General features: G+C 68.8%; 22 protein-coding genes. 10 read left to right on the top strand and 12 right to left on the bottom strand.

Annotation, left to right across the window (positions count from 1 at the left end):
* Positions 1 to 47 precede the first annotated feature (47 nt).
* The 5 genes from ABIE21_RS16990 to ABIE21_RS16970 all read left to right on the top strand — a co-directional run bounded on the left by ABIE21_RS16990 (position 48) and on the right by ABIE21_RS16970 (position 5198).
* Positions 48 to 1331: a sensor histidine kinase gene (locus ABIE21_RS16990; RefSeq protein WP_354026036.1), complete on the top strand. Its 1284-nt coding sequence runs from the start codon at positions 48 to 50 to the stop codon at positions 1329 to 1331.
* Positions 1328 to 2008 carry a response regulator transcription factor gene (locus tag ABIE21_RS16985; RefSeq protein WP_354026035.1) on the top strand — a complete coding sequence of 227 codons (681 nt, stop codon included), beginning with the start codon at positions 1328 to 1330 and terminating at the stop codon, positions 2006 to 2008. Before ABIE21_RS16990 ends, ABIE21_RS16985 begins: the two co-directional genes overlap by 4 nt.
* 76 nt (positions 2009 to 2084) lie before the next feature.
* Positions 2085 to 2969, top strand: coding sequence for an ABC transporter ATP-binding protein (locus ABIE21_RS16980; protein ID WP_354026034.1), 885 nt, complete (start codon positions 2085 to 2087; stop codon positions 2967 to 2969).
* The gene (locus tag ABIE21_RS16975; protein ID WP_354026033.1) at positions 2966 to 4054 is read left to right on the top strand and encodes an ABC transporter permease; all 1089 of its coding nucleotides are present in this window, start codon (positions 2966 to 2968) and stop codon (positions 4052 to 4054) included. Before ABIE21_RS16980 ends, ABIE21_RS16975 begins: the two co-directional genes overlap by 4 nt.
* A 76-nt stretch (positions 4055 to 4130) precedes the next feature.
* A complete protein-coding gene (locus ABIE21_RS16970; RefSeq protein ID WP_354026032.1) occupies positions 4131 to 5198 on the top strand; it encodes a threonine aldolase family protein in 1068 nt (355 codons plus the stop codon).
* A gap of 254 nt (positions 5199 to 5452) precedes the next feature.
* Here the strand turns inward: ABIE21_RS16970 and ABIE21_RS16965 are convergent, their stop codons facing one another.
* Genes ABIE21_RS16965 through dnaK form a run of 6 tightly spaced genes read right to left on the bottom strand, consistent with a single transcriptional unit; the run spans position 5453 to position 12699 of the window.
* Positions 5453 to 7606: an ATP-dependent Clp protease ATP-binding subunit gene (locus tag ABIE21_RS16965; RefSeq protein WP_354026031.1), complete on the bottom strand. Its 2154-nt coding sequence runs from the start codon at positions 7604 to 7606 to the stop codon at positions 5453 to 5455.
* 17 nt (positions 7607 to 7623) lie between these two features.
* Positions 7624 to 8772, bottom strand: coding sequence for a class I SAM-dependent methyltransferase (locus tag ABIE21_RS16960; RefSeq protein WP_354026030.1), 1149 nt, complete (start codon positions 8770 to 8772; stop codon positions 7624 to 7626).
* Entirely contained in the window at positions 8760 to 9164 is a 405-nt protein-coding gene (locus ABIE21_RS16955) for a heat shock protein transcriptional repressor HspR (RefSeq protein WP_354026202.1), read from the bottom strand. Before ABIE21_RS16955 ends, ABIE21_RS16960 begins: the two co-directional genes overlap by 13 nt.
* Before the next feature lie 2 nt (positions 9165 to 9166).
* On the bottom strand, positions 9167 to 10159 hold the full coding sequence (locus ABIE21_RS16950; RefSeq protein ID WP_354026029.1) for a DnaJ C-terminal domain-containing protein: 993 nt from the start codon (positions 10157 to 10159) through the stop codon (positions 9167 to 9169).
* Positions 10160 to 10168: 9 nt separating this feature from the next.
* Positions 10169 to 10816 carry a nucleotide exchange factor GrpE gene (locus tag ABIE21_RS16945; RefSeq protein ID WP_354026028.1) on the bottom strand — a complete coding sequence of 216 codons (648 nt, stop codon included), beginning with the start codon at positions 10814 to 10816 and terminating at the stop codon, positions 10169 to 10171.
* Positions 10817 to 10824: 8 nt separating this feature from the next.
* On the bottom strand, positions 10825 to 12699 hold the full coding sequence (dnaK, locus tag ABIE21_RS16940; protein ID WP_354026027.1) for a molecular chaperone DnaK: 1875 nt from the start codon (positions 12697 to 12699) through the stop codon (positions 10825 to 10827).
* Positions 12700 to 12891: 192 nt separating this feature from the next.
* Here dnaK and ABIE21_RS16935 point away from each other — a divergent pair, with 192 nt between their 5' ends.
* The 5 genes from ABIE21_RS16935 to ABIE21_RS16915 all read left to right on the top strand — a co-directional run bounded on the left by ABIE21_RS16935 (position 12892) and on the right by ABIE21_RS16915 (position 17081).
* A complete protein-coding gene (locus tag ABIE21_RS16935) occupies positions 12892 to 14310 on the top strand; it encodes an MFS transporter (protein WP_354026026.1) in 1419 nt (472 codons plus the stop codon).
* A 56-nt stretch (positions 14311 to 14366) separates the two neighbouring features.
* On the top strand, positions 14367 to 15158 hold the full coding sequence (locus ABIE21_RS16930) for an isocitrate lyase/PEP mutase family protein (protein ID WP_354026025.1): 792 nt from the start codon (positions 14367 to 14369) through the stop codon (positions 15156 to 15158).
* A 34-nt stretch (positions 15159 to 15192) separates the two neighbouring features.
* Positions 15193 to 15624 carry a MarR family winged helix-turn-helix transcriptional regulator gene (locus tag ABIE21_RS16925; RefSeq protein ID WP_354026024.1) on the top strand — a complete coding sequence of 144 codons (432 nt, stop codon included), beginning with the start codon at positions 15193 to 15195 and terminating at the stop codon, positions 15622 to 15624.
* Positions 15625 to 15668: 44 nt separating this feature from the next.
* Positions 15669 to 16049, top strand: coding sequence for a hypothetical protein (locus ABIE21_RS16920; protein ID WP_354026023.1), 381 nt, complete (start codon positions 15669 to 15671; stop codon positions 16047 to 16049).
* Positions 16050 to 16121: 72 nt separating this feature from the next.
* Positions 16122 to 17081, top strand: a complete 960-nt coding sequence (locus tag ABIE21_RS16915; protein WP_354026022.1) for an NAD(P)/FAD-dependent oxidoreductase — start codon at positions 16122 to 16124, stop codon at positions 17079 to 17081.
* On the opposite strand, the gene ABIE21_RS16910 is transcribed toward ABIE21_RS16915, so the two are convergent.
* The 6 genes from ABIE21_RS16910 to ABIE21_RS16885 are packed head-to-tail and all read right to left on the bottom strand — an operon-like array spanning position 17071 to position 22203.
* Positions 17071 to 17931: a prenyltransferase gene (locus ABIE21_RS16910; RefSeq protein ID WP_354026021.1), complete on the bottom strand. Its 861-nt coding sequence runs from the start codon at positions 17929 to 17931 to the stop codon at positions 17071 to 17073. The two genes, ABIE21_RS16915 and ABIE21_RS16910, sit on opposite strands and share 11 nt — an antisense overlap.
* Positions 17924 to 18394 (bottom strand): lycopene cyclase domain-containing protein, encoded by a 471-nt coding sequence (locus ABIE21_RS16905; protein ID WP_354026020.1) that lies wholly within the window; start codon positions 18392 to 18394, stop codon positions 17924 to 17926. Before ABIE21_RS16905 ends, ABIE21_RS16910 begins: the two co-directional genes overlap by 8 nt.
* Positions 18391 to 18729: a lycopene cyclase domain-containing protein gene (locus tag ABIE21_RS16900; RefSeq protein ID WP_354026019.1), complete on the bottom strand. Its 339-nt coding sequence runs from the start codon at positions 18727 to 18729 to the stop codon at positions 18391 to 18393. The genes ABIE21_RS16905 and ABIE21_RS16900 overlap by 4 nt, the downstream gene beginning before the upstream one ends.
* Complete coding sequence (crtI, locus tag ABIE21_RS16895; RefSeq protein ID WP_354026018.1) at positions 18729 to 20273, bottom strand: phytoene desaturase family protein; 1545 nt, start codon at positions 20271 to 20273, stop codon at positions 18729 to 18731. Before crtI ends, ABIE21_RS16900 begins: the two co-directional genes overlap by 1 nt.
* A complete protein-coding gene (locus tag ABIE21_RS16890; protein ID WP_354026017.1) occupies positions 20270 to 21136 on the bottom strand; it encodes a phytoene/squalene synthase family protein in 867 nt (288 codons plus the stop codon). Before ABIE21_RS16890 ends, crtI begins: the two co-directional genes overlap by 4 nt.
* A complete protein-coding gene (locus ABIE21_RS16885) occupies positions 21133 to 22203 on the bottom strand; it encodes a polyprenyl synthetase family protein (protein WP_354026016.1) in 1071 nt (356 codons plus the stop codon). Before ABIE21_RS16885 ends, ABIE21_RS16890 begins: the two co-directional genes overlap by 4 nt.
* Positions 22204 to 22209 lie beyond the last annotated feature (6 nt).

Here is a 22209-nt window from a genome sequence, read left to right as displayed (position 1 = left end):
TCGTGCGACGGATGTCGGAGGCGCACCCTCTCGGTAGCGTTGACCCCATGACCGACGACTGGCTGCGGCCCCGACCCGGCCGCGAGGGCTATCGCCGCGACGCCATCGGCGCTGCACTGCTCGCCGTCGGCGCCACGGTGAGCGCGATGCTCTACACGCGCGTGGGCTATTTCCTCGACCTCGACGCCGAGCCGACGCTGCACCCCGCGCCCGCCTGGGTCAGCGCCATCATGATCATCGCGATCGCCGCGCCGCTCGCGTGGCGTCGCCGGTACCCCGAGGTCGTCGCGGTCGTCGTGTCGGTCGCCTTCTTCCTGACGCCCACGCTGCGCGTCCCGGAGGCGCTCTTCGGCAGCATCAGCCTGTTCATCGCCATCTACTCGGTCGGCGCCTGGAGCCGCAACCGCCTCGCCGCCACCGTCACCGTCACCCGCATCCTGATCATCATCGGCATGTTCGTCTGGATAGGCGTGCAGCTGGTGCTCACCGTCGACGATCCGAACAGTATGCCCGGCTACTCCCGGTCGGGCGTCTTCAGCGCCTTCGCGTCGTTCGCCGTGATCAACGTGCTCACCAACCTGCTCTACTTCGGCGGCGCCTACTACTTCGGGTCGACCGCCTACCGCAGTGCCCGCGAGCGCGCCGAGCTCGAGGACCGCACGGCCGAGCTCGCCGCCGAACGCGAGCGCAGCGCCCAGCAGGCCGTCGCCCTCGACCGCGTACGCATCGCCCGGGAGCTGCACGACGTCGTCGCCCACCACGTCTCGGTCATGGGCGTCCAGGCGGGCGCTGCACGGCGGGTCATCCAGACCGACCCGGCCCAGGCATCCGCCTCTCTCTCGACCATCGAGGAGAGCGCCCGCACCGCCGTCGACGAACTGCACCGCCTTCTGACCACGCTTCGCGACAGCGATTCGGATGACGCGTCGACCAGCTCCTCGACGCGCGGCCTCGACCAGCTGGACGACCTCGTCGAGGAGAGCACCGCCGCCGGCGTCCCGGCGACCCTGCAGATCGTCGGCGAGCCGCGACCGGTGACCGCCCTCGTCGGCTTCACCGTCTACCGCGTCACGCAGGAGGCCCTCACCAACGTGCGCAAGCACGCGGGCGCGCGGGCCACCGTCGACGTGCGGCTGCGCTACCTCCCCGACGGCATCGAGCTCGAGGTCGCCGACACCGGCGTGGGCCGCGGCCTGAACCTCGCGGGCACCGGCCACGGACACGTCGGCATGCGCGAGCGGCTCGCGGCGGTCGGCGGCAAGCTCGAGGTCGGGCCCCAGCAGCGCGGCGGCTACCTCGTTCGCGCGCGGATCGTGCAGGAGACACTGTGACCACGGTGCTGCTCGTCGACGACCAGGAGCTCGTGCGGGCGGGGTTCCGCATCATCCTGAACAGCGAGCCGGGAATCGAGGTGGTGGGCGAGGCGGCGAACGGGGCAGACGGCGTACGTCTCGCTCGTGAGCTTAACCCCGACGTCGTCTGCATGGACGTGCAGATGCCCGGCATGGACGGCCTCCAGGCCACTCGCGTGATCGCCGCGGACGATGCCGTCGCCAGCCAGGTGCTCATCCTCACCACGTTCGACCGCGACGACTACCTGTTCGAAGCGTTGAGCGCGGGAGCGAGCGGCTTCCTGCTCAAGACCGCCTCGCCGGAGAACCTGGTCGAGGCGGTGCAGATCCTCGCCCGCGGAGACGCGCTGCTCTCCCCGGCAGTCACCCGCCGGGTCATCGAGCGCTTCGGCCGCACGGCGGCACCGCCAGCGGCTCCCGCGCGGGCGACGCTGCCCGAGTTGACCGACCGCGAGACCGAGGTGCTCGCGCAGATCGCCCTGGGCCGGTCGAACGCCGAGATCGCGATCGAGCTCTACGTGGGGGAGGCGACGGTGAAGACCCACGTCTCGAACGTGCTCACCAAGCTGGGCGTGCGCGACCGCATCCAGGCCGTCGTCTTCGCCTACGAGAACGGTTTCGCCGTTCGCGGAGGCACGGTTCCCCCGAGCGGATGAGGCGCTAAACCCGTCGGCAGACGGATACCTCGGCGGAGTCCCGCCCGTAACGTGAGTTATGAACAAGGAGGTACACATGCTCGAACTGCACTCGATCAACCGGTCGTTCGGCGAGCGCCGCGTACTGCGCGACGTGTCATTCACCGTGGCCGGCGGCCGCATGACCGGCTTCGTCGGCGGCAACGGCGCGGGCAAGACGACGACCATGCGCGTCATTCTCGGTGTGCTCGCCGCGGATTCCGGATCGGTGACGCTCGACGGCGCACCCGTCACCGCCGACCAGCGCACCCGGTTCGGGTACATGCCCGAAGAACGCGGTCTCTACCCCAAGATGAAGATCGCCGAGCAGATCGTCTACCTCGGACGCCTGCACGGCATGAGCCAGACGCAAGCCAAGCGCAACACCGAGAGCCTGCTCGAACGTCTCGGCCTCGGCGAGCGCATGGACGACACTGTCGAGACCCTCTCGCTTGGCAACCAGCAGCGCGCGCAGATCGCCGCCGCCCTCGTGCACGACCCCGAGGTGCTCGTGCTCGACGAGCCGTTCTCGGGCCTCGACCCGATCGCGGTCGAGGTGGTGCTGAACGTGCTCAAGGACTTCGCCGCCACCGGTGCGCCCGTGATCTTCTCGTCCCACCAGCTCGACATCGTCGAGCGGCTCTGCGACGACCTCGTCGTCATCGCCGACGGCGAGATCCGGGCGAGCGGGTCGCGTGAGGGCCTCCGGGCCCAGCACACCCTGCCGCGGTTCGAACTGCAGGTCGGCGGCGACGTCGGCTGGTTGCGCGACGAGCCCGGTGTCACCGTGCTCGACTTCGTCGGCGGCTACGCGGTGTTCGACGTCGACTCCGAGGCGACCGCGCAGCGCGTGCTGCAGCACGCCGTCGCCACCTCCACCGTGGAACGCTTCGCCCCCCAGGTTCCCTCGCTCTCCCAGATCTTCAAGGAGGTCATCCAGTGACCAGATACACCACCCCGACGCTGCTGCCGGCCACCTGGCTGGTGGCGGAGCGCGAGATCCGGATGCGGCTGCGCAGCAAGTCGTTCCTGGTCTCCACCGGCATCCTGCTCCTGCTCGTCGTCGGCTCGATCGTGGCCATGAGCATCTTCGGCGCCAACCAGTCCCTGCCGAAGATCGCGGCCGTCGGCTCGGCCGTCACCGCGGTGGAGGCGACCGACGCGTTCGATGTGACCGAGGCCGCCACCGTCGAGGAGGCGGAGGAGCTGGTGCGCGACGAGTCGGTCGAGGCGGCGGTCGTCCCCTCCGAGGGTGCGGTGGGCCTGACCGTGATCGGGCTCGACGAGGAGCCGAGCTCGGTGGTCTCGCTCCTCAGCGTCGCCCCGCAGATCGAGATCCTCGAGCCCTCCGACCAGAATCCCGGCATCGTCTACCTGGTCGCCATCGCGTTCGGAGCGCTGTTCCTCTCGTCCGCCCTCACCTTCGGGATGATGATCGCCCAGAGCGTCGTCGAGGAGAAGCAGACCCGCATCGTCGAGATCCTCATGGCCACCATCCCCGTGCGCGCGCTGCTCGCCGGCAAGATCGTGGGCAGCAGCCTCCTCGCCTTCGGCCAGATCGTGCTGATCGCCCTGTTCGCCGGCATCGGGCTGCTCGCCACGGGCCAGAACATCCTGCTCGGCGAGATCGGACCGTCGATCGTCTGGTTCATCGTGTTCTTCGCGGCGGGGTTCGTGATGCTGGCGGCGATGTTCGCGGCCGCGGGGGCGCTCGTCTCCCGGCAGGAGGACATGAACGTCACCATCACCCCGATCACCACGCTGCTGATGGTGCCGTACTTCCTGGTGATCTTCTTCTACGACAACCCGCTCGTGCTCGCGATCATGTCGTACGTGCCGTTCTCCGCACCGGTCGGCATGCCGCTGCGGGTGTTCCTCGGGCTCGCCGAGTGGTGGGAGCCGCTGCTCTCGCTCGTGATCCTGCTCGCGTCGACCGTCGCGATCATCCTCGTCGGCTCGCGCATCTACGAGAACGGGCTGCTGCGCATGGGTGCGCCCGTGAAGCTGAAGGACGCGCTGAAGGCATAGCCACCGCCGGTCGAGCTTGTCGAGAACTGGATCTCGGCAAGCTCGATCGCCGTTTCGGTACTGCGACAATGGAACCGTGACCCAACTCCACGACACGTCCTCCCGCGGCTTCGCTTCCGACAACTACGCGGGGGTGCATCCCGAGGTTCTCGCGGCAATCGCCGACGCGAACGGCGGCCATCAGATCGCCTACGGCGAAGACGTCTACACCGCCCGGCTGCAGGAGGTCATGAAGTCCCACTTCGGCGACCAGGCCGAGGCGTTCCCCGTCTTCAACGGCACCGGCGCCAACGTGATCGCCCTCACCTCGATGCTGCCGCGCTGGGGCGCCGTCGTCTCGGCCAAGACCGCGCACATCAACACCGACGAGGGCGGGGCGCCCGAACGGGTGAGCGGCCTCAAACTGCTGTCTGTGGATGCACCGGAGGGAAAACTCACCCCGGAGCTCATCGACCTCGAGGCCTGGGGCTGGGGCGACGAGCACCGCGCCCAGCCGCTCGCGGTGAGCATCACGAACACCACCGAGCTCGGCACGCTCTACTCGGTCGACGAGATCCGCGCGATCACCGATCACGCGCACTCCCTCGGCATGAAGGTGCACCTCGACGGCGCGCGTATCTCCAACGCGGCCGCCGCGCTCGGGGTTCCGCTGCGCGAGTTCACGACCGACGCAGGCGTCGACATCCTGAGCTTCGGTGGAACCAAGAACGGACTGCTCTACGGCGAAGCCGTGGTGGTGCTCGACCCCGAGGCATCCGACGGTCTCGTCTATCTGCGCAAGCTGTCGATGCAGCTAGCGTCGAAGATGCGCTTCGTGTCGGCGCAGCTGATAGCGCTGCTCGACGACGACCTGTACCTGCGGTCGGCCGGGCACGCCAACGCCATGGCGGCGCGTTTGCGCGCCTCGCTCGAGGCGTCGATCGCGGCTGGGACCATCAGCGGCCTGTCGTTCAGCCAGCCGACCGACGCCAACGCGGTGTTCGCGGTGCTGCCCGACGGCGTGGCCGACACGCTGCGGGAGTCCTTCCGGTTCTACGACTGGGACGCGGCCGCGAACGAGGTGCGCTGGATGGCGTCGTTCGACACCACCGAAGACGACATCGACGCGTTCGTCGCGGCGATCACGGCCGAGCTGTCAGCGTAGTCGCGTCTCCGCTACATCCCGGTACACGCGCGCCATCTCGACGTGGCGCGCGCGTACCAAACTGGCGCGCAACCCGCCGGCGTCGCACGAGGGCTACAGTTCGGGCGCACGGCTACTGCGCGCGCTGTAGCCGGACGCCCGAACTGGCGCCGTCCCGAGCCGGGCGCCCGAACTGGCGCCGTCCAGGACTCCGAACTGGCGCCGTCCAGGACGACCGCAGCCCGGGCCAGAGCGCTACTGCCCGAGCCGCGCCGCTACTGCTCGACCTTCGAGACCGCCAGGCCGTCGCCGCCCGCGGCGACCTCGACCAGCACGGTGTCGCCGTCGCGGATCTCTCCGCCGAGCAGCGCCCGCGCCAGCTGGTCGTCGATCTGATGCTGCATCAGGCGGCGCAGCGGGCGCGCGCCGTAGATCGGGTCGTAGCCGCGCTCCGCGAGCCACAGCCGCGCGCCGGGGGTGACCGCGAGCTCGAGGCGGCGGTCGGCGAGACGGTTGCCGAGGCGGTCGACGTAGAGCTCGACGATCTGGCCGAGGTCGAGCTCCGACAGCGGCGAGAAGATCACGATGTCGTCGAGCCGGTTGAGGAACTCGGGCTTGAACGACTGCCGCACGAGCGCCTGCACGGCAGCCTCCTTGGCGTCCCAGTCGAGCGTCTGGTCGACGAGGTACTGGCTGCCGAGGTTGCTCGTCAGGATCAGGATCACGTTGCGGAAGTCGACCGTGCGGCCCTGGCCGTCGGTCAGCCGGCCGTCGTCGAGCACCTGCAGGAGCAGGTCGAAGACCTCGGGGTGCGCCTTCTCGACCTCGTCGAGCAGGATCACCGAGTACGGGCGGCGGCGCACGGCCTCCGTCAGCTGCCCGCCCTGCTCGTAGCCGATGTAGCCGGGAGGGGCGCCGACGAGCCGGGACACGGAGAACTTCTCGCCGTACTCGCTCATGTCGATGCGCACGAGCGCCTTCTCGTCGTCGAACAGGTAGGCGGCGAGGGCCTTGGCGAGCTCGGTCTTGCCGACGCCCGTCGGGCCGAGGAACATGAACGTGCCGGTCGGACGGTCGGGGTCAGAGACGCCCGCGCGCGTGCGCCGCACGGCCTCGCTGACCGCTCGCACGGCGTCCTTCTGCCCGATCAGGCGCTTGCCGAGCTCGCCCTCGAGCCCCAGCAGCCGCTCGGTCTCGCCCTGCAGCAGCTTGCCGACGGGCACGCCCGTCCAGGCGGCGATGACCTCGGCGATGTCCTCCGCCGTGACCTGCTCGCTCACCATGCGGGGGCCGCCCTCGTCGGCGCGTTCCGCCTCTTCGAGCGCGCGCTTGACCTCGGGGATCTCGCCGTAGAGCAGCCGTGACGCGCGCTCGAGGTTGCCCTCGCGCTGTGCCCGGTCGGACTCCGTCTCGAGGTTGTCGAGGCGCTTCTTCAGCTCGCCGACGCGGTTGATCGACGCGCGCTCGGTCTCCCAGCGCGCCTGCAGCCCCTTGAGCGTGCCCTCGCGTTCGCGCAGGTCGGTGCGCAGCTTCTCGAGGCGGGCTTTGGATGCATCGTCCTTCTCACGCTTCAGCGCGAGCTCCTCGAGCTTCAGCCGGTCGACGTTGCGACGCAGCTCGTCGATCTCGACGGGGGAGGAGTCGATCTCCATGCGCAGCCGCGACGCCGCCTCGTCGATGAGGTCGATGGCCTTGTCGGGCAGTTTGCGCCCCGAGATGTAGCGGTTCGAGAGCGCGGCGGCGGCGACGAGCGCGCCGTCCTCGATGGTGATCTGGTGGTGCGCCTCGTAGCGCCCGCGCAGTCCGCGCAGGATCGCGATGGTGTCTTCGACGCTCGGCTCGCCGACGAACACCTGCTGGAAGCGGCGCTCGAGCGCGGCGTCCTTCTCGATGTACTGGCGGTACTCGTCGAGCGTGGTCGCGCCGATGAGGCGCAGCTCTCCGCGGGCGAGCATGGGCTTGAGCATGTTCGATGCCGCGACCGATCCCTCGCCGCCGCCCGCGCCCATCAGCGTGTGCAGCTCGTCGATGAAGGTGATGATCTCGCCGTCGGCCTGGTTGATCTCGGTGAGCACGGCCTTGAGGCGTTCCTCGAACTCGCCGCGGTACTTCGCGCCGGCGATGAGGGCAGCGAGGTCGAGCGTGACCAGCCGCTTGCCCTTGAGCGAGTCGGCCACGTCACCGGCGACGATGCGCTGCGCGAGCCCCTCGACGACGGCGGTCTTTCCGACGCCGGGCTCGCCGATGAGCACGGGGTTGTTCTTCGTGCGGCGGGTGAGCACCTGGCTGACGCGGCGGATCTCCGCGTCGCGCCCGATCACGGGGTCGAGCTTGCCGCTGCGTGCGATCGCGGTGAGGTCGACGCCGTAGCGCTCGAGGGCGGTCTTCTGGTCTTCGTCGGTGCCGGGTGCACCTTGGAGGTTTGCCATGAGTCCTGCACTTTCATTCAGGTAGTGGCGAGCGGCTTCTCGGCTAGGGTCACCGTGAACTTGTCGTTGCGGCTGATCGGGGTGGTCGGCCCGACCATGCGGCCCATCTCCGCGCGGTAGGCGAGGTGTGTGTTGTAGACGGCCCAGAGCTGGCCGCCGGGCTTGAGAACGCGGGAGACGTCGGCGAGCAGATTGATCGCGGCACCGGCGTGCACGGCGCCCCCGATGTGGAACGGAGGGTTCACCACGATCACGTCGACGCTCTCGTCGGGCTGGCTCGACAGTCCGTCGTCGCGAACCACGGTCACCTGGTCTTGAAGACCGTTGGCCTTCATGGTGGCGGTAGCGGATGCCACGGCCGCGGCCGACTGGTCCGTCGCGATCACGCGCAGGCCGGGTCGTTTTTTCGCGAGGGCCGCGGCGAGGATGCCGGTGCCCGCGCCCAGGTCGATCGCGGTCTCGGCGGAGGGGTCGACCTGGTCGAGCACGGCCAGCAGAGCGCGCGTGCCGATGTCGACCTTGGTTCCGGCGAAGACGGATCCGGTCGCCACCACGTGCAGTCCGAGGTCGGCGTGGTACTGGGTTCGGGGGGCCGGCGGCGAGGTGACGGCGCGTGGCCCGCGGGCGATGAGCCCGCGCGACTTCTGCTGCGCGCGGGTGACGTCGACAGTCTCGAAGTACTTGGCCAGCACCTCGTTCATGCTGAGCGACATGTGCTTGATGCGCCCGGCAGAGTAGACGACGACCGAGGGGTCGGCGTAGCGGGCGATGGCGCCGGCGATGTCGTCAAGCTCCTCGAGCGAGCGGGGGAGCTGCAGCAGCACGACGGTCGTCCCGGCGAGCAGTGCCTCGTCGAGCGCGCCGTTGGAGTAGACGTCGCCGAGGTTCTCTGCCCGCGCGTTGAAGCCGAGGGCGAGCTCGCCCGACAGCGCATCCTGATGCACCCGGATACCGGTGAGCCCGTGGGCGTGCGCCGCACCGAGGGTGAGGGCGCCGTAGTCGTCGCCGATGACCGTGACCTGTCCGGGAGCGGTCGCCGCGAGCGCCTCTGCTGCCTCGGCGAGGATCAGCTTGTCGCTCGGGTCGAACGCGAAGAGATTGGGCGCCTCGACGTCGGGGTACCGACGGAGGTCGTCGAAGTTGAATTCCGCGGTCACGGTCGCCATACCACCAGTTCGTTTGCGCGATGGGTGCGCGTGCCGGGCCTGAGCGACACGACGTCACCCGCCGAGCCGGCCGCGAAGACGCGCCGGCCCGAGCGATTGAGCAGTTCTTCCGCGAGCGCGTGCTCGAGTTCCTGCACGCGACTCGACAGGGCCACCACCTGGTTCTCCAGTTCGAGAATTCTCCGGATGCCCTCGAGGTTGAGCCCCTCGGCACTCAGCGCCGCGATCTCGCGCAGCTGCACGACATCCCTCATCGAGTAGCGGCGGGACTTACCCGCCGTGCGCCGGGGACTCACGAGCCCGAGGCGGTCGTACTGTCGGAGCGTCTGCGGATGCATCGCGGCCAGTTCGGCCGCGACGGCGATCGCGAAGACGGGAGAATTCTCGTCCATCATCAGCCCTTGGCCTTTTCCAGGAGCTCGGTGCGCGGGTTCTCGGCCGGCATCGCCTTGGCGAATGCCTCGAGGGCGTCGCGCGCGTCTGAGGTGAGATGGCTCGGCACCGCGACCTGGATGGTCGCGAGCAGGTCGCCGCTGCCCTTCGGCGTGGTGACTCCCCGGCCCTTGACGCGCAGCACTCGGCCGCTCGGCGTGCCGGGGGCGACCTTCAGCCGCACCGGGTCGCCGCCCAGTGTCGGAACCTCGATCGTCGCGCCGAGTGTCGCCTCCACGAAGGTGACGGGCACGTCGACGCGCAGGTTGAGGCCGTCGCGTTCGAACACGGGGTGGGTGCGCACCGTCACGGTGAGCACGAGGTCGCCGGGAGCTCCGCCGTCGGGGCTGGGCTCGCCCTTTCCCTTGAGCCGGATCTTCTGGCCGTCGCTGACGCCCGCGGGCACCTTGACGTTGATCGGCGAGCCGTTCGCCGGCTGCAGCTTGATCGTCTCGCCGCGGATCGCGGTGAGGAAGTCGAGCGTCGTCGTCGCGCTGAAGTCGCGGCCGCGGGTCGGGCCGCCGGCGCCGCGGAAGCCGCCCGTCGACGAGCCGAACCCCGTGTCGGCGCCACCGAACATGCCGCCGAGCAGGTCTTCGAAGCTCGTGCCCTGCGTGCTCGAGCGGCGACCGCCCTGCTGCTGGCCGAACATGCCGCCGAAGACGTCTTCGAAGCCGCCGTTCGCGCCGGGCTGGCGGGGCGCCGTGAAGCGCGCCCCGCCACCCATGGCACGGATCTGGTCGTACTCCTTGCGTGTCTCGGGATCGGAGAGGACCGAGTTGGCCTCGCTGATCTCCTTGAACTTCGCCTCTGCCTTGGCATCGCCCGGATTGGAGTCCGGATGATACTGACGGGCCAGCTTGCGATAGTGCTTCTTCAGATCGGCTTCGGAGATGTCTTTCGACACCCCGAGCACTTTGTAGAAGTCCTTATCGAACCAGTCCTGACTTGCCACGTGGTCCGCCTACTCTGGGACGGATACCGCGACCTTGGCGGCGCGGATGAGGCGCTCGCCCAGGGCATAGCCGGGATCGATGACGTCGGCGACGGTCTGCTCGGTGGCACCCGGTGTCGGCAGCTGGACGACGGCCTCGTGGAAGTGCGGGTCGAAGACCTCGCCCTTCTCGCCGACCGAACGCAGTCCGTAGCGCTCGAACGTCGAGCGGATCTTCGCGGCCACGAGCTCGAGGGGGCTGCCCTCGAGGTCGCCGTGCTTCTCGGCCCGCGTCAGGTCGTCGATCGCCGGGAGCAGCGAACGGATGACCTCGGCGATGACCGACTCGCGGTTGGCGACGCGGTCGCGCTCCACCCGGGTGCGGAAGTTCACGAGCTCGGCCTGGGCGCGCAGCATGTCGCTGCGCATCTCGGCGACGAGGTCGACGGCGGCGAGATCGAGCAGGGCGGCGTCTTCTTCGCTCAGGGTCTCGGTCTCGACGGCGACGTCGTCGATGTCGGGCTCGGGCGTGGCCTCGATGGTCTCGTCCGTGGCATCCGCGGTCTCTGTGGACTGCTCAGCCGACTCCGGGGAGCCGGAGGCCTCGGTGGCCTCCGGCTTCTCGTCGTCGCGGTCTCGTCCTGAGCCCGTCGAAGGGTTCTTCTTGTCGGAAGACATAGGCCGTCTTACTTCTTGGTCTCGGGCTCGTCTTCGACAACCTCAGCGTCGACGATGTCCTCGTCGTTGTTGGGGGTCGAAGCGGGCTCGTCCTGGGCGTCGTCTGCGGCGCCGGGCGTCGCGTTCGCCGTCTCGCTCTGCGCGTAGAGGGCCTCGCCGATCTTGGTCTGGCTCTCGGCGAGCGTGTCGAACGCGGTCTTCACGGCTGCCTCGTCGTCTCCGGCGAGCGCCGTCTTGAGCGCGTCGACGTCTGCCTGAACGCTCGACTTGACGTCGTCGGGCAGCTTGTCGGCGTTGTCGACGAGCAGCTTGTCGGTCGAGTAGGCGAGCTGCTCGGCAGTGTTGCGGATCTCGGCTGCCTCGCGGCGGGCCTTGTCCTCTGCCGCGTGCTCTTCACCCTCGCGCACCATGCGCTCGATGTCGTCCTTCGAGAGCGACGAGCCACCGGTGATGGTGATCGACTGCTCCTTGCCGGTTCCCTTGTCCTTCGCGTGTACCTGCACGATGCCGTTGGCGTCGATGTCGAAGGTGACCTCGACCTGGGGGATTCCGCGCGGCGCGGGCGCAATGCCCTGCAGCTCGAAGGTTCCGAGGTTCTTGTTGTCGCGCGTGAAATCACGCTCGCCCTGGAAGACCTGGATCGCGACGGACGGCTGGTTGTCGTCGGCCGTCGTGAACGTCTCGCTGCGCTTGGTCGGGATGGCCGTGTTGCGCTCGATGAGCTTCGTCATGATGCCGCCCTTGGTCTCGATGCCGAGGCTCAGGGGGGTGACGTCGATGAGGAGGACGTCCTTGCGCTCGCCCTTCAGCACGCCGGCCTGGAGTGCGGCGCCGACGGCGACGACCTCGTCAGGGTTGACGCCCTTGTTGGGCTCCTTGCCGCCGGTCAGGCTCTTCACGAGGTCGACCACCGCGGGCATACGCGTCGATCCACCGACGAGCACGACGTGCGAGACGTCGGCGACCGAGACACCGGCCTCCTTGATGACGTCCTGGAACGGCTTGCGCGTGCGCTCGAGAAGGTCCTTGGTGAGCTCTTCGAACTTGGCGCGCGTGAGCGACTCGTCGAGGTTGGCTGGACCGTTCTCGGTGAGCGACAGGTATGGCAGCTGGATCGACGTGCTGGTCGAGGAGGAGAGTTCCTTCTTGGCCTGCTCGGCGGCCTCCTTGAGACGCTGCTTGGCGATCTTGTCGTTGGAGACGTCGACGCCAGTGGTCTCCTTGAACTTGGTGATCAGGTAGTCGACGACGCGCTGGTCCCAGTCGTCGCCGCCGAGGCGGTTGTCGCCGGCGGTCGAGCGAACCTGGATGGTCGAGAAGTCGTCGTCCTTGCCCACTTCGAGGAGCGAGACGTCGAAGGTTCCGCCACCGAGGTCGAAGACCAGGATGAGCTCGTCTTCCTTGCCCTTGTCGAGTCCGTAGGCGAGGGCGGCCGCGGTGGGCTCGTTGATGATGCGCAGCACGTTGAGGCCGGCGATCTCGCCGGCGTCCTTGGTGGCCTGGCGCTCGGCGTCGTTGAAGTAGGCGGGAACGGTGACGACGGCGTCGGTCACGGGCTCTCCGAGGTACTGCTCGGCGTCGCGCTTGAGCTTGGCGAGGATACGGGCCGAGATCTCCTGCGGCGTGTACTTCTTGCCGTCGATGTCGACGGTCCAGGTGGTGCCCATGTGGCGCTTGACGCTGGAGATGGTGCGGTCGACGTTGGTGACGTTCTGGCGCTTGGCGGTCTCGCCGACCAGCACGTCGTTGTCCTTCGTGAACGCCACGACCGACGGGGTGGTGCGGAAGCCTTCCGCGTTGGCGATGACGGTGGGTTCTCCACCTTCGAGAACGGCGACGACGGAGTTCGTCGTTCCGAGGTCAATTCCTACTGCTCGAGCCATGTGCTCTATCTCCTCAAAGTAAAAAGTACTTACGCTTACTGCCCAGTCCAGAGTTGAGCCGCGCAGTGTCAAGTTTGTGAGAGCCGGAAAACTTTGTCAAGTTCGTTTGCGCGAACTTGAGTCACTCTGGCTCAACTCTCAGGTAATACAACGCGACACCGGATGTTTCATTCCGGGCGTTACGCTCTGAGCATGAACGCGCAGACCCCGGATGAACCGCCCGCCAGCACCAAGTCGGTCCCGACCATGGCCAACACCGGCGCCATCGCGGCCGTGGGGCTGGATCTGCAGGAGGGCAAGGTCATCCCGCGCAAGCAGGTGTGGTCGTGGGCCCTGTGGGACTGGTCGAACCAGCCCTACAACACGGTCATCCTGACCTTCATCTTCACCGCGCTCTATCTGCTCTCCGACGCGTTCCTCCCCGCCGACGTCGCGGCGCTGGCCGACGACGACCCGGTCAAAGAACGTGCGCTGGGCGTTCTCTCGAGCGGCCTCGGCTACGCCATCGGAGCGGCGGGCCTCATCATCGCCCTGGTGGCCCCCGTCATCGGGCAACGCAGCGACACCTCCGGCAACCGCAAGGGATGGCTCGCCGCGGCGACGCTCGTCGTCGCGCTCTCGATGCTCGCGCTGTTCTTCGTCGAGGCCGACCCCCGCTTCTTCCTGCTCGGCATCTCCCTGGTCGCGATCGGCAGCGTGTTCAGCGAGTTCGGCGGGGTCAACTACAACGCCATGCTCGTGCAGATCTCCACGCCGAAGACCGTCGGCAAGATCAGCGGCCTCGGGTGGGGCCTCGGCTATATCGGCGGCATCCTCGCTCTCGTCATCGTCGTCGTGGCGTACTCGCTCGACTGGTTCGGAATACCGACCGAGGACGGTCTGCCCTTCCGGCTCGTCGCGGTCGGCTGCGCGATCTGGTCGATCGTGTTCGCCATCCCGATCTTCGTCAATGTGCCCTCCGTGCCTCCGACCGCCGCCCGCGAGAAGGTCAACTTCTTCCGCAGCTACGTGGTGCTGGTCCAGGACATCCGCCGGCTCTTCCGCGACTCGCGCGACACGTTCTGGTTCCTGATCGCGAGCGCGGTGTACCGCGACGGCCTCGCCGGGGTCTTCGCCTTCGGCGCTGCGATCGCCGCGGTCACTTTCGGGTTCGGGTTTCTCGAGGTGGTCGCATTCGGAATCGCCGCGAACCTGATCGCCGGAGTGAGCACGATCATCTCGGGCCGCTTCGACGACCGCTTCGGCCCCCGGTCCGTCATCCTCACCGCCCTCGTCGGCCTCGTCGTCTCGGGTACGGCTGTGTTCCTGCTGCACGACGCCGGGAAGGTCGTCTTCTGGATCGGCGGGCTTCTGCTGTGCGCGTTCGTCGGGCCGGCCCAGTCGGCCAGCCGCTCCCTCCTCGCCCGGGTCACTCCGGCCGGCCGAGAGGGCGAGATCTTCGGCCTCTACGCCACCACCGGTCGTGCGGCGAGCTTCATCTCGCCATTGCTCTGGGGCGTCTTCATCTCGATCTTCGGCTTCCAGTACTGGGGCATCCTGGGCATAGTCCTCGTGCTCGCAGTCGGCCTCGTGCTCATGCTGTTCGTGAAGGTCGCTCCCAAGGCGGACTGACGGTCGAAGTCCGTAATCCGCGCGACTTTGTCGGCTCGACACGGTTTGCTGGAGTCATGACTACAACGACCGCCGCCAAGGCAGAACTCCTCGACTCCCTGCACGTGCCGGGCACCCCGCTCATCGTCACCAACGTGTGGGACGCCGTGACCGCTCGCATCGTCGCCGCCGCCCCCGGGGTGAAGGCGCTGGCCACCGCGAGCCACGCCGTCTCCTTCGCCCAGGGCGTGCCCGACGGGGAGGGCCTCACTCTCGACCAGGCACTCGCCGCCGCCCGCACCATCACCGGCGCCGTCGACCTGCCGGTGTCCGTCGACTTCGAACGCGGATACGCGGCGGATGCCACGGAGCTCGAAGCCAACATCGCCCGTCTGATCGAGGCGGGAGCCGCCGGCCTCAACCTCGAAGACAGCACGGGGCCGGACGCCGGGCAGCTGCGCTCGGTCGAGACCGCCACCGAGCGCGTGGCGGCCGTGCGTCGCGCCGCAGACGCCGCCGGCGTGCCGCTCGTGATCAACGCCCGCGTCGACGCGTTGGCCCGCGGCGGGTCGTTCGACGACGCCGTCGCCCGGGCGAACTCCTACCTCGCCGCCGGTGCCGACGTCGCGTTCGTTCTGGGTCTGGGCACCGAGGAGCTCGTGCGTCGGGCCGTCGCCGAGATCGACGGGCGGGTCTCGGTGATCGCGAACCCGACATCCGTACCCCTCACGAGGCTCGCCGACCTCGGCGTCTCACGCGTCTCGTTCGGACCGGGACCGCTGGGTCTCGTGCTCGCCCACCTGCAGGCCGCCGCGACGCAGCTCACGGCGCTGGGGGAGTACCCCGAGGAGCTCGGCTTCAAGTACTAGCCACGGTCGCGGCCCGCGGCGTAGGGTCTGGGGCATGACCGACACGCGTCCGATAGGTTTCTGGCTCAAACTCGTCGACCGGCTGATCGACGAGCAGTTCGCCCGCACACTCGAGGAGCACGGGGTCACCCGTCGGCAGTGGCAGCTGATGAACGTGCTGGCGAACGGCCCGGCGAGCGTCGAACAGCTCGACGCGGACCTAGCGCCCTTCCTACAGGCCGCGACGGATGACTCGCCGGCCGAGACATCCGTCGAACACCTCACCGAGCTCATCGAGAGCGCGTGGGTCGACGCCACCCCGACCGGCTACGAACTCACGGAGCGGGGAAGGTCGTCGTTCGCTCGGCTCGAGGCCGTCGTGGCCGAGCAGCGCACGGTGATCACGACGGGTGTGAGCGAAGACGAGTACGGCGCCACCGTGCGTGTGCTCGAGCGCATGGCCCAGAACCTCGGCTACACCGGGTGAGGTCGCCGCTGGCCGGCATGCTACTCGGGTCGATCGTAGGCGGCGTGCTGGGGTGGGTGCTCCCGATCGCCATCGCGCCCCTGGTCGTATTCGGCAGGCCGGTGTTCCTGCCGTATCTGATCGTCGTCATCCCCGCCGCGGTCGTGTTCGGCGCGGTGCTCTTCGGCGGCTACAGAGCGGGCGGCGCGGCGGCACTGCGGGCGGGAGCGGAGAGCCGCACCGTCGAGGTCGTCGGACTGCTGAGTGCGACGGCCGTCGCCGCCGTCGCGGCCCTGGCGGCCGCGGCGGCGCCCCCGCTGCTCACCGTTCCGGTGCTGCTCTGGCTGACGCTGGGCACCGCCGCGGGCTCCATCGCAGGAGGCGCGTGGGCGCTCGGGCGGCCCTCGAAGCCGGTCGCGCCGGTTCTGCCTCTCGAAACCGACTGATCACCGGCCCGGCTCTTGCCACTTCGGCAACGAATCTTGTCGATCCGGCCGCGCGCGCCGCACCATGGGGTCATGACTGAAGACAACTTTGACGTAGTAATCGTCGGTGGCGGACCGGCCGGGCTCAGCGCGGCCGTCGCCCTCGGGCGCGCCCGGCGCACCGTGGCCGTGATCGACTCGGGCGAGCCGCGCAACGCTCCGGCGCACGCCGTGCACAACTTCCTGACTCGCGACGGCACGAGCCCCGCCGAGATGCTGCGCCTCGGTCGGGCGGAGGCTCTCTCCTACGGGGCGACCGTCATCGACGCCCGCGCGGAGAACGCGGTGAAGACGGATGACGGCTTCGCCGTGACTCTCACCGACGGAAAGGTCGTCGCCGGGCGCCGCCTGCTCGTGACCACGGGCCTCGTCGACGAGCTGCCGGCGATTGCGGGGCTGCGGGAGCGGTGGGGAGTCGACGTGCTTCACTGCCCGTACTGCCACGGCTGGGAGGTGCGCGACCGCGCCATCGCGATCCTGGCGGTAGGACCGACCGCGATGCATCAGGCACAGCTGTTCCGGCAGTGGAGCGCCGACGTGACACTGTTGCTCAACGATCAGGCAGAGCCGGCCGACGAGCAGCTCGAACTGCTCGCGGCCCGGGGGATCGCCGTCGTGCGCGGCAGGGTCGAGTCTCTCGTTGTGCGGGACGACGCCCTGACGGGAGTCGCGATGTCAGACGGCCGGGTGCACGCCGCGGAGGCCCTCGTGGTCGCGCCGACGTTCACGGCGCGGGCCGGGCTGCTCGTCGGCCTCGGACTCGAGCTGACGCAGCATCCGATGGGCGTCGGCACGTTCGTCGCCGTCGACGCGACGGGCGCGACCTCGCTGCCCGGCGTCTGGGCCGCGGGCAACGTGTCGAACCTGACCGGGCAGGTCATCACCTCGGCCGCCGAGGGACTGTGGGCGGGCGCGCAGATCAACGCGAACCTCCTCGGCGACGACGAGCGGGCCGCGCTGGAGGCCTACCGCGCCGTGCGCTCTACGCCGTGAGGAACGCGTAGGCGATGAGCAGCATCGTCACGAAGAACCCCGTGACGAAGTTGAGGCCGAGAAACTTCTTCCAGCCGCGATTGGCGGTCTCGGCCGCGGCGTCTGTGATCGACCAGAACGGCGCGCACACCGCGGCGTATGGCAGGGCGAGGATCGCGGCGAGCGGTCCTGGCCACTCGGTGAACAGCAGCAGCACGCCGGCGAGCAGGTAGGCGACGATGGCCAGCCGCACGGTGGCGCGCGCGCCGATCACCGTGGCGATCGACGAGATGTCGGCCTCCCGGTCGGCGATGACGTCCTGCACCGCTCCGAAGGCGTGCGAGGCGATCCCCCACAGGAAGAACGCTGCGAGAACCATCCACAGTTGCGGGGTGAAGACCGCCCCGGCGAGCACGAGTCCGTAGATTGCGGGGGAGACGAAGTGGGTGCTCGAGGTCACCGAGTCGACGAACGGGCGCTCCTTGAAACGCAGGCCGGGTGCCGAGTAGGCGATCACGGCGAACACGCTGACCGCGAGCACTAACCAGGAGAGGGGGTTACCTACGGCGACCAGGTACACGAGAAAAGGAACATTGGTCGCGGCGGCCGCGATGAGCGTCGGCCGGTGCATGCCGCGGTCGAGAAGGGCCCCCTCGACGCCGCCCTTGCGCGGGTTGCGCAGGTCGCTCTCGTAGTCGAACACGTCGTTGATGCCGTACATGGCCAGGTTGTACGGGATCAGGAAGTAGATGGTGCCCAGCACGAACACCAGGTCGATCTCGCGCACGGTCATGAAGTACGCCGCCGCGAACGGGAACGCCGTGTTGACCCAGCTGAGCGGGCGCGACGAGACGAAGAGCGCCCTAAGCACGGGGGCCTCCCGCGGTCCCTGAGTCCGTCGACGCGCGCGGGACCCCCGCGGTCCCAGAGCCTATCGAACGGCCCGTGCCTGTCGAAGGGCCCGAGCCTGTCGAAGGGCCCGTGCCTGTCGAAGGGCCCGTCCCCCGCGCCGGCAGGAGGTACCAGAGCGACGGCAGCAGCACGACGGCGGCGATCGCGTACGCGAAGTCCTCGAGCGGCGCGATGCCGACGAAGGCGCCGCTGATCAGGTCGGGGTTGTAGGCGACGAGTCCGATGCCGATCATCACGTTGTCGAAGACCGCGGTCGTGATCAGCAGGGCGATCGCGGAGAGTCCGACGGCGCTCCAGCGCAGGCCGTTGTCGGAGCGACGCGGGTCGGCGGCCGTGCGAGCGGAGCGGGCCTTCACCACCGCGGCGAGCGCCACGAGTGCGACCGCGGCGAGGAAGAACGCGTTGAGAGTCCAGTAGGTCATGCGCCGACCCCGCGCTTCGACACGGCCGGCACGAGCAGGCGGCCGAACGCGCCGTAGAGGTTCATCGTCACGTAGACGAGAAGGGCGAGAAAGAACAGCTCCTCCAGGGGCAGCTCCGGTGCGACCTGCAGCCCGGTCATAAACGCGGTCTCGCCGCGGAAGAAGATGCCGAGCCCGATGCCGAACAGATCCCAGACGACGAAGAAGACGACGCCGACCACGCTGACGACCGCGGCGCGCCGGGCGTCCGCCCAGAAGTACAGCCGGAATCGACGGTCGAGCACCACCATGCCGGTGAGCGACACCAGCAGCGCCGCGAGGTAGATCAGCCCCATCAGACGGTCGCCGTGAGCGGTTCGGGGAGCGCCTCGGTGGAGGTGTCGCCGCGCAGCCGCTTGACCAGGATCTCGGCGCTGATCAGGCACATCGGCAGCCCGATGCCCGGGATGGTCGACCCGCCGGCGTAGTACAGGCCGCGCACCTTCTTGCTCTTGTTGCCCTCGCGGAAGAACGCACTCTGCTTGAGGATATGGGCGGGGCCCAGGGCCGTGCCCCTCCAGGCGTTGAGGTCGGCGGCGAAGTCGCCGGGTCCGACCGCGCGCTTCACGACGATGCGCGAGGCGAGGTCGGGGATCCCGGTCCACTCGGCGATCTGCGCGATGATCACGTCGGAGAGCTCCTCGATGCGGGGGTCGCCGCCGCGTCCGATCGTGGGATCCGCCGGGATTGGCACGAGCACGAACACGTTCTCGAAGCCCTCCGGCGCCACGTTCGGGTCGACGCCGCTCGGCTTGCAGACGTAGATCGACGCCGGGTCGGGCACCGAGCTGGGGGTGCCGAAGATGGCGGTGAAGCCCTTCTTCCACTTGTGGGTGAAGAGCAGCGTGTGGTGCTCGAGCTCGGGCAGCTCGCCCTTCACGCCGAGGTAGAGCAGCAGCGCGCTCGGACCGGGCACCCGCGACTCCCAGTGCTTCGCGGGGTAGCTCTGGTCGTGCCCCTCGAGCAGTTGCGTCTCGGTGTGGTGCAGGTCGGCGGCCGACACCACGATGTCGGCGTCGAGAGTGACGGTCTGCCCCGAGGCATCCGTATATTCGACGCCCCTGGCGACGCCCTTCTCGACGACGATGCGAGAGACGGATGCGCCCGTGACGATCTCGACCCCTTCGCCGCGCGCGAGGTCGACGATGCTCTCGATCACGCGAGTGAATCCGCCCAGCGGGTAGAGCACGCCGTCGGAGAGGTCGAGGTGGCTCATCAGGTGGTACAGGCTGGGGGTGATGTACGGCGACGAGCCGAGCAGCACCGCCGGGAAGCCGAGGATCTGCCGCAGGCGCAGGTCGCGCACGGTGCGGGCGACGAGGCGCGAGAGCGGCTGGGTCAGCATGACGCCGAGCTTGCCGGTGCGCGACAGCACGTCCTTCGTGACGAGCGGACGCAGGTCGGCGAAGGTCGTGTAGAGAAACTTCTTCTTCGCCATGTCGTAGGTGTCGAGCGCCGAGTCGAGGTAGGCGTCGAGCTTCTTGCCCGCGCCCTTCTCGATCGACTCGAAGATCTCGATGTTCTCCTCGCGGCTGGCCGAGATGTCGATCGGCTCCTCGACGCCCTCGAAGTACACCCGGTAACCGGGATCGAGGGTTACCAGCTTGAGCTGCTCGTCGCTCGAGGTGCCGAGCAGCTTGTAGAAGTGGTCGAAGACCTCGGGCATGAGGTACCAGGAGGGGCCGGTGTCGAAGCGGAAGCCCTCGGTCTCCCAGAGTCCGGCGCGGCCGCCGAGCTCGTCGCGCTGTTCGAGCAGGGTGACGGTGTGTCCGTCGCGGGCGAGCAGGGCCGCGGAGGCGAGGCCGCTGATGCCTCCGCCGATGACGACGACGCGGCTCATGCCTTCGCCTTCGCGCCGAGCATGGCTCCCGCGGCGATGCGCAGCTTCACCGGGTTAGGCACGCGGATGCGCACCCGCCGCAGCTCGTCGGCGGGGGTGGCCCGCAGGCGCACCGCGAGCTCGGCGAAGAGGCCCTGAGCGAGGGCGACCGCCTTGCGGCTGGAGGAGGGGAGGTCGGGGATCACTGTGGCCGACAACCTCAGGTCGTCGTCGATGTCGTCGAGCAAGCGGATCTTGTCCTCTTCCGTGAATGAGTCGACGCTGACGCCGGGGAAATAGCTGCGGCCCAGTGTCTCGAAGTCGGCTGCGAGATCGCGCAGAAAGTTGACCTTCTGGAAGGCGGCGCCGAGAGCGCGGGCGCCCGTGACGAAGCGGTCGTTCTCGGCCTCGGTGAGCGTCACCCCCTGCAGGAAGGCGCGCAGGCACATGAGGCCGACGACCTCGGCCGAGCCGTAGACGTAGGCGTCGAAGCTCTCGCGGTCGTGCTCGGTCGCAGTGAGGTCGGTGCGCATCGACTCGAAGAACGGCGCGGTGTACTCGGTGCCGAACCCGGTCTCCCGCGCGGTGAGGGCGAACGCGTGCACGACGAGGTTCGAGCTGAACCCGTCGGCGACGGCGGCGTCTGTCTCGCGCTCCAGCTCGTTCAGCTGGCGTGCGGCGCCCACGGTGTCGAGGCCCGACTCCACCGCGGCGCCGTCGACGATCTCGTCGGCGACGCGCACGAGGGCGTAGATGTTCTCGACGTGCTGGCGCACGCCGGGGCCGAGCAGCTTCGCGGCCAGCCCGAACGACGTGGAGTAGCGGCGGATGACGACACTCGCGGTCTCCTCGGCGACGCGGTCGTACAGTCCCCGGCGGCTCACTTGACCCTGCCGAGCACCGCATCGACCACGGGGTGCAGCTCGATGCGCAGTGCGGGCGGAATGTGCGGCTCGGCCAGCCGGGCGAGCGCGCGGTTGGCGTAGTAGCGGGCGAGTCCCTCGGCGAACGACCGCGCGCCGCACTGGGTGAGCACGTCGCGCACGCGTTCGGCCTCCTCGTGGGTGAGGTCGTGCTTGCCGATGAGCGGCTCGATCGAGGCCCACTCGGCGGTGCTGGTGGCGTAGGCGATCATGACGGTGCGCTTGCCCTCGCGCAGGTCGCCGATCGTGGTCTTGCCGGTCTCGGCCTCCTGGCCGAACACACCGAGCAGGTCGTCGACGAGCTGGTAGGCGATGCCGATCTCGCGGCCGAAGTCGCCGAGGGTGAGCACGACCTCTTCCGACGCGCCGGCGAGGATCGCCCCGGCCTGAAGCGGGCATTCGAACGAGTAGACCGCGGTCTTGAGGCGTTCCATGGTGAGGATGTCGTCGACGCGGGGAACCTCGGCCGCGATGGAGAAGTCCACGTCGATCAGCTCGCCGGCCGCAGACGCGAACAACGCGTCATCCATCACCTCGAGCAGTCGAGAACGCACCACGTCGGAGACGCCGCTGCGGTCGATGAGGCGGTAGGAGTTGAAGAGCGCCAGGTCGCCGGCGATGACCGCGGCCGAGATGCCGCTGTGCTCGGCCACCTGCTCCGAGCTGCCGCGGGCGAGCGCCTGGTCGCGGTAGCTGCCGGAGATGTTGGATACGCCGCGGCGCACGAAGTCGTGGTCGATCACGTCGTCGTGCACGATCAGCGCAGTGTGCAGCAGCTCGAATGCGGCGCCGACGTAGGCTGCGGCCTCGAGGTCGGTTCCTCCGAGCGACTGGTAGGCCGCCATGACCATGCGCGGCCGGAAGCGTTTGCCGCCGATCGTGTTGCTCTCGAGGGTCTCCCACAGCGTGACGTACTGCGGACCAAAGGCAACCGCGCGGTTCTTGGCTAGGCTGAAGAAGCGTTCGAGCACGACGTCGACCTGCGCCTGCCTCGCGAGCGAGACGGAAACCAGGTCGGGACCAATCACCTGAGC

Origin of the sequence: Conyzicola nivalis, from assembly GCF_040548875.1 — a bacterium.
Classification (GTDB): Bacteria; Actinomycetota; Actinomycetes; order Actinomycetales; family Microbacteriaceae; genus Conyzicola; species Conyzicola nivalis_A.
This window is presented reverse-complemented; position numbering and strand designations above follow the sequence as displayed.